Raw genomic sequence first — 6,030 nt, 5'->3', positions numbered from 1 at the left:
GGCGGCGCCACCGATGCCGTCGCGGCCCTCGGGGGCGGCGCCGGGACCGGCCCCGGAACGCCGACGCTGCCGGATCCGCCGAGTCCGCTGGCCCGCGTTATCTCCTGGTCGGTGCGGGCGGTGAGCTGTTGGGCGAGGGTGTGGGCGGAGAGGGCGGCGACCGCGCCCAGGGTGGTGAGGGTGGCGATCAGCCAGAAGCCGACGGTGCGTTGGCCCGTACGGTGGGGGCGGATCGGCTGCTCCACCGGAGGAAGGGGCCGACCGGGGTGGGGCCGACGGCACGTGTCACTGGGCGCGAGCAGTCCGGCCGCCCTGATGTTCTCGCCCAGCCCGGTGAACCCACTCATCCGACCAGCCCGTCCACGTCGCCCGGTTCTCCGTAGCCCCCGCCGCCGTCGCCCGCCCCTCCCCGGGAGGCTTGCTCGCTCAGTTCGTGCACAGTTGGTAGCCCACGCCCCTGACCGTCCGTATGAGGGACTGGCCCGGCTCGCCCAGTTTGCGGCGCAGGTAGTAGATGTACGTGTCGACGACGCCGGACCCCTCGTCGCGGTGGTTCCAGACGCGTTCCTGGATCTGGCCCCGGGACAGGACGCGGCCGGGGTTCTCCATGAGGTAGCGCAGGAGGGCGAACTCGGTGGTGGTGAGGTCCACGGGATGGCCGGCGGCCCAGACCTGGTGGGCGTCGGCGTCGAGTTGGACCGCGCCGGCGCGGAGGCGGTTGCGGTCGGGCGCGGGCCGGCCGCCACCGGCCCGGCGCAGCAGGGCGCGGACACGGGCGGCGACCTCCTTCAGCTCGAACGGCTTGGTGACGAAATCGTCCCCGCCCATGTCCAGGCCGCGCACCCGGTCGTCCACACCGCCGAGCCCGGTGAGGAACAGGACCGGAACCGCGTTGCCCCGGTCGCGCAGGGTCCGGCACACCTCGAAGCCGCCCAGGTCGGGGAGGTTGACGTCGAGGAGGATCAGATCGGGGTCGTACCGCGTGACGGCCTGCAGCGCCTGGCGCCCGGTCGCCGCGGCGCTCACCTGGTATCCCAGGAACTCCAGCGCCATGGTCAGCATGGACCGGATCCCCTCCTCGTCGTCCACGACGAGCAGGCGCCCGGCAGAACCGGAGGTACCCCCTGATGGGGCCTGCGTGGCGGGTGCGGCTGGTGGGACTGCGGCGTGGGCGGAGGGCACAGGGGCGGTCATGTCCTGTTCCTTTGCGACCGTGACCTCAGTTTGAGGTCTCAAGTTTCGGCAGAGCCCGTATCGTCACACGTACCGGCAGGTAAGGGAGACCGCTTTCCCATTCATTCGGAATGCCCCGTTCCCTGCGGTCGTACGCTCCCCCGGCCGCAAGGCGCGAAAGCGGCGAGCGCCGCCGGGGGACCCGTGGAACCCCCGGCGGCGCTCGCCGTCGTACTGCCCGTGCTTCCCGTACTGCCCTGTGTAGCTTGTCAGTTGGTGTACATGAAGTACTTCCAGGCCCCGTACGTCGTGGTGTTGACGTTGTCGCCCGAGGTCGTGTCGTGGTACTCGGAGCGGAAGCGGAGGCGGACGTCCGTGGTCGGGGTGCCCGTGAGGGTGACGTCGGACCCGCCGGACGTGCCGAGGGGGAAGTACTCGGTGCCCCAGTCCTGCCAGGCGCCCTGGTAGTGGAACTGCAGCTGCAGACGCTGCTTGCGCTCCGGGTAGTACGTCATCGTGGTCTTCAGGACGGGGTCCTTGGACTTGCGGATGTAGTGGTACTTCTGGCCCCAGGCCGTCCGGGTCGTGTAGTGGCCCGAGATCGACGACGAGATCTTGACCTTGGTGTAGACGGTGTTGGTGACCGACCTCGCCTTGTAGCGGGCGTCGCCCGAGAACTTCACCGAGAGCTTGGTGTCGCGCTTGAGGTCGACGGTGACCGACAGGTTCCCCTTCGAGTTCACCGTCCCCGACTTCACCAGCTTGTTCGGCCGGTCGGAGCCGTACGGGTCGGCCCAGATCTCGACCTTGCGGTTCTTGTAGGTCGTGCCGAGGTGCGCGGTGAACTTCACGTCCGCGCCGTACGCGTACGTCTTGCGGTTCTTGTCCAGCGACAGCGTGGGCGTCGCCCGGGAGACCTCGACGGTGTCGGACGCGGACGCGGCGGTGTGGTCGGCGTCGCCCGCGTACCGCACCGTGTACTTGACCTTGCCGCCGGCCGGCGGGGTGTCGGAGAAGGTGTAGCTGCCGTCGGCCGCCACGGTCACCGCGGCGAGGGCCTTGCCGGACGTGGACTCCACGTCGGTGCGGGTCACCGTCAGCTTCACCCCGGCCGGGAGCGCCGCCTTCGAGGTGACCTTGCCCTTGACCGTGAGCTTCTTGGCGCGGGTGGCCGTGGCCGGGGCGTTCACGGTGATCGCCGTGAGCGCCCTGGTGGGGGCGTCGAGGACGCGCAGCGAGTACACGCCCTCGTCGTTGTACGTCACCGCGAAGAGGCGGGAGGCGTCCGGCGCCCAGGCCAGGCCGGAGTCGGGCAGCTCGTCGCCGCCACTGCCGCCACCGGTGTTCGGGAAGTCGTACTCCCGGACCGAGGTGGTGGCGCCCGGCTCGTAGATGTAGATGTCCGGCTCGTAGATGCCGTCGATGCCGGCCGCGACCGTGCCGTCGGGCGCGATGGCGACCGAGTTCGGGTAGGTGTCGCTGGCGTAGGTGCCGTCCGGCGTCAGGTCGGAGGTCTTGAAGACCTGGTGGTGGTACGGGGCCCCGCTGGCCACGACGACGCGCTGCCCGTCCGGGGTGACCGCGAGGTCGCCCATGTTCCCGCCGCCGGTGTCCACGGCCGCCGTACGGCCGGCGGTGCCCGACGCGACGTCGTACACGGCCAGCTTGCTGCCGCCGGGCTCGCCCGCCACCAGAGCGGTGGAGCCGGGGGCCGCGTCCAGGATCGGCGCGTTGTACCAGAGGTGGGTGGTGTCCTGGTCGAGGGTGACCACGGGCTCCTCGCCGGACAGGTCCAGCGAGCCGAGGTTGCCGGCGGCCGAAGCGCCGTAGCCGAACCAGACCTTGCCGCCGGCCACGGCGACGCCCACCGGGGCGTCGCCCACCGGGTAACGGGCGGACTCGGTCTCCGTCGCCGTGTCGACGGCCACGATCGCGTCGGCGTCGCGCACGGCCGCGTACAGCGTGCCGGAGTCGGCCGACAGCTCCAGGCCCTGGACACCCGGCAGGTCCGTGAACTGCTTGCGGACGATGCCGTAGTAGTCGGTGACGACGATCTTGCCGTTGGTCGGGTCGCTGACGAAGACCCGCTGGTGGACGCCGTCCACCACGATGTCCGCGCTCGACGCGACCGGCAGGATCTTGGTGCTGTCGGCGGACGCGGTCGGGGCGACCGCGAGTGCGGCGGAGCTGAAGAGGACTGCCAGCGCGGTGGCAGCCGGAAGAGTGCGCATACGCACGGTGTCGAACCCCCCGGAACGAAAGAAGTGGGCGCGTCGTCGCGCGGGGCCGGTGTGTTCGACCTGTGCGGCGCGTGTGACGCGTGTGAAGCGTGTGCGAAGACTAAGTCATGCCACTGACAAGAGGGTCACAGGGGGTGGTGGAGAACTCAACGTATTTACGTGACGGACGTCCACTCCGGCGCACGCGCCGTCCGCGCACCCCGTGCGCGGTCACCCGAACGGCCCTGAACTGCGCCGTCACCCGGTCGGCCCACTGCTATCCACAAGGGGAGGGGACGTACTCGACGTACCCGCGAAGGGAAGAACCACCCATGGTCAGCCTGTCCGTCGACGTGTCCGTCGACTTCACCCAGGGCCTGAACGACGCCTGGTCCAAGGTCGCGCAGTTCGTTCCGCAGCTCCTCGCCTTCCTCGTCATCCTGGTCGTCGGCTGGTTCGTCTCGAAACTGATCGCCCGCGTTCTCGACCGCGTCCTGCGCAAAGTCGGTTCCGAGCGCCTGTCGGAACGTGCCGGAACGTCTCGCCTGCTCCAGGACTCCTCGTACGACCTGACCGGCATCCTCCGCCGGATCGTGTACTACGCGCTGATGCTGCTCACCCTCCAGTTCGCGCTCGGTGTCTTCGGCACGAACCCCGTCAGCACGATGATCAACGGCATCGTGGCCTGGCTGCCGCGCGCGCTCGTCGCCGTCGTGCTCGTCGTCGTGGCGATGGCCATCGCCAACGCGGTGCGCGGCATCGTCGGGGGCGCGCTCGCCTCCGTCTCCTACGGCCGTACCCTCGCGACCGCCGTGTGGGCCTGCGTCGTCGGGCTCGGCGTCATCGCGGCGCTCGGCCAGGCCGGGATCGCGCAGGACGTCACGCAGCCGGTCCTCTACGCCGCGCTCGGCACGGGCGCCGGAATCCTCGTCGTCGGTGTCGGCGGGGGCCTGATCGGGCCCATGCGGCAGCGGTGGGAGCGGATGCTGACGACGGCGGAGCGGGAGACCGTGCAGGCGAGGGAAAGCGTGGCGGCGTACCAGGCGGGCCGCGAGAACGTGCCGGCCAGTCGGCAGACCGCCGACACGTGACCGCCGTCGGCAGACCGCCGACAGGTGACCGCCGTCGGATGACCGTTGGCGGGTGACCGCCGTCGGACGACCGCCGTCGTGCCGCGGGGCGGTCTGTGACCGCGGGCGCGTCGTGGTTCTTCGCGCAGTTCCCCGCGCCCCTCCAGGGTGCGGGGAACTGCGCGTTTCAGAGGGATCAGCTTTCAGAGGGATCAGCCCGCGCCGTTCGGGTCGAAGGAGATGCCCGAGGGCATGGCGCGGCTCAGCTCCGTGGTGAAGCGGCCGTCCTTCAGGGGGAAGTTGGCGTCGCCCCAGGTGGCGTTCTGCAGACGGCTCTGGAGGTTCGCCGTCCACTTGTTGTCGCCGCCCGGGAAGCTGTTCCAGCTGACCAGGGCCGGGAAGTCCCAGCCGCCGTTGCCCCAGGCCTCCGCGGTCTCACCGGACTTGGCGAAGCGGAACGCGTGGGTGAGGGCGCCGTCCTTGTGGTAGACGACCCTGAGGCGGACGCCGTCCCTCGGGACCGAGCCGAAGGACGTCGTCGAGTACCCGCCGTGGGCGGAGACGGACGCGTACTCGGGGGTGCTCGCGCCCTGCCGCACCCAGAGCACCGCGGCCTCCCAGTCGTGCCGGTGCGAGGTGGCGGTGCAGTCGGCGCAGCTCATGTCCTTCTCGAAGTACAGGGTGTAGACGATCGCGCACCAGCCGTTGTTGCACTTCACCCGCGAATAGGTGTTGGCCTTGCCGAGGTGGCCCGAGCGGCACTGGCCGGTGACGGGCCCACTGTCGTCGAGGCCGCCGTTGAGGTTGCCGTTGCCGTCGATCGCCGCGGCGGGGAAGCAGCTGTCGGAGTCGTAGTCGAAGACCGGCTGGAACGTCTTCTGGAACGAGGTCGTGCTCTCGGCAAGGGGCGTCGGCACACCGGCGTGGGCGCTGCCGCCCAGGGCGACGGTCAGGGCGGTGGCGGTGGAGCCGACGAGCGCGGCTCTGCCGAGCAGCCCGAGGCGTGCCTTCAGGGACTTCCGCGTCGACTTCTTCGGTGCTGGGGACATCAGCGGTTCTCCACTTGCTTCGAGGTGGGGGACTCCGGTGATCCGGCTCTGCGGGACCGAGGCTGCCAAGCGGAGAATTGATCGGCACCTGGTTCCACCAGGGCAATCAACTCGGGAAGCGGGTTCCGAGTTGTTCGACGGGGCGTACCGCCGCTGTCATCAACACCACACTTCGAGTGCGCACGGTTACGCGTGTCCATCGGGATACGTATGTTGATCGCCGCCCGAACCGGAAGGGGGGTGAAGCTGTGGGGCGTCCCGAAAGACCCCTGGACCCGGCGGCCGGGCCCGTGCAGCGACTCGCCCACGAGCTGCGGGAGTTGCGCCGGACCGCGGGCAGCCCGTCCTACCGGGCGATGGCCGAGGGCGCCGCCGGCTTCTCCGCGACGACCCTCTCCCAGGCGGCGGCCGGGGAACGGCTGCCCTCGCTCGCCGTCGTCCAGGGATACGTCCGGGCCTGCGGGGGCGACCCCGGCGCGTGGGAGCCGCGCTGGAAGGAGGCCGAGGCCGCGGCCGGCG

Annotated in this window: 5 protein-coding genes and 1 pseudogene; 2 read left to right on the top strand and 4 right to left on the bottom strand. The window is 70.5% G+C overall.

Going from position 1 to position 6,030, the window contains the following annotated elements; all coding sequences use genetic code 11:
* The 3 genes and pseudogenes from AWZ10_RS12705 to AWZ10_RS12695 form a co-directional block, all read right to left on the bottom strand.
* Window positions 1–347 (bottom strand): annotated as a pseudogene (locus AWZ10_RS12705) (sensor histidine kinase); the annotation flags it as partial.
* A gap of 79 nt (window positions 348–426) precedes the next feature.
* The gene (locus AWZ10_RS12700; protein ID WP_234361129.1) at window positions 427–1,194 is read right to left on the bottom strand and encodes a response regulator transcription factor; all 768 of its coding nucleotides are present in this window, start codon (window positions 1,192–1,194) and stop codon (window positions 427–429) included.
* Window positions 1,195–1,442: 248 nt separating this feature from the next.
* Window positions 1,443–3,404: a YncE family protein gene (locus AWZ10_RS12695; protein WP_046706943.1), complete on the bottom strand. Its 1,962-nt coding sequence runs from the start codon at window positions 3,402–3,404 to the stop codon at window positions 1,443–1,445.
* A gap of 320 nt (window positions 3,405–3,724) precedes the next feature.
* On the opposite strand from AWZ10_RS12695, the gene AWZ10_RS12690 reads away from it, so the two are divergent.
* A complete protein-coding gene (locus AWZ10_RS12690) occupies window positions 3,725–4,483 on the top strand; it encodes a mechanosensitive ion channel family protein (protein ID WP_060891106.1) in 759 nt (252 codons plus the stop codon).
* 191 nt (window positions 4,484–4,674) lie between these two features.
* Here AWZ10_RS12690 and AWZ10_RS12685 read toward each other — a convergent pair whose 3' ends face one another.
* Window positions 4,675–5,511 carry an NPP1 family protein gene (locus tag AWZ10_RS12685; RefSeq protein ID WP_060891105.1) on the bottom strand — a complete coding sequence of 279 codons (837 nt, stop codon included), beginning with the start codon at window positions 5,509–5,511 and terminating at the stop codon, window positions 4,675–4,677.
* 248 nt (window positions 5,512–5,759) lie between these two features.
* Here AWZ10_RS12685 and AWZ10_RS12680 point away from each other — a divergent pair.
* Window positions 5,760–6,030: helix-turn-helix domain-containing protein (locus AWZ10_RS12680; RefSeq protein ID WP_159058258.1), on the top strand; the 271-nt coding region annotated here is incomplete at its 3' end.

This window comes from Streptomyces europaeiscabiei (genome assembly GCF_001550375.1).
In the GTDB taxonomy this organism is placed as follows: Bacteria; Actinomycetota; Actinomycetes; order Streptomycetales; family Streptomycetaceae; genus Streptomyces; species Streptomyces europaeiscabiei.
This window is presented reverse-complemented; position numbering and strand designations above follow the sequence as displayed.